Source organism: Burkholderia sp. Bp8998 (assembly GCF_003854235.1).
Taxonomy (GTDB): Bacteria; Pseudomonadota; Gammaproteobacteria; order Burkholderiales; family Burkholderiaceae; genus Burkholderia.
Window position 1 is genome coordinate 1 of record NZ_QTQF01000185.1, and the last position, 248, is coordinate 248.

Annotated in this window: 1 protein-coding gene; it reads right to left on the bottom strand. The window is 61.3% G+C overall.

Features of this window, described 5'->3' with window-relative positions:
* Positions 1–206, bottom strand: a 206-nt coding sequence (locus DIE06_RS39690) for an Ig-like domain-containing protein (protein WP_409364544.1), incomplete at its 3' end; no start/stop codon positions are given.
* Positions 207–248 lie beyond the last annotated feature (42 nt).

The window sequence follows — 248 nt, forward strand, 5'->3', positions numbered from 1 at the left end:
GTCGTCAACGCAACACCGGGCGCAGCGGCCGACGTGTCGAGCGTGAAACTGAACGACGTAACCGACGACGTATTGCCCGCGATATCGGTTTGCCGGACCTGTACGTCGTTCACGCCTTCAGCGGCGCTGAAACTGGTGTTCCAGGTATGGCCGCCATCGATCGAATATTCGACGGTCGCGCCGGTTTCGACACCGGCGAGATTCAAGGTGCCGACATTGGTGACGTGATCGGTGGCGCTGCTGCCGGA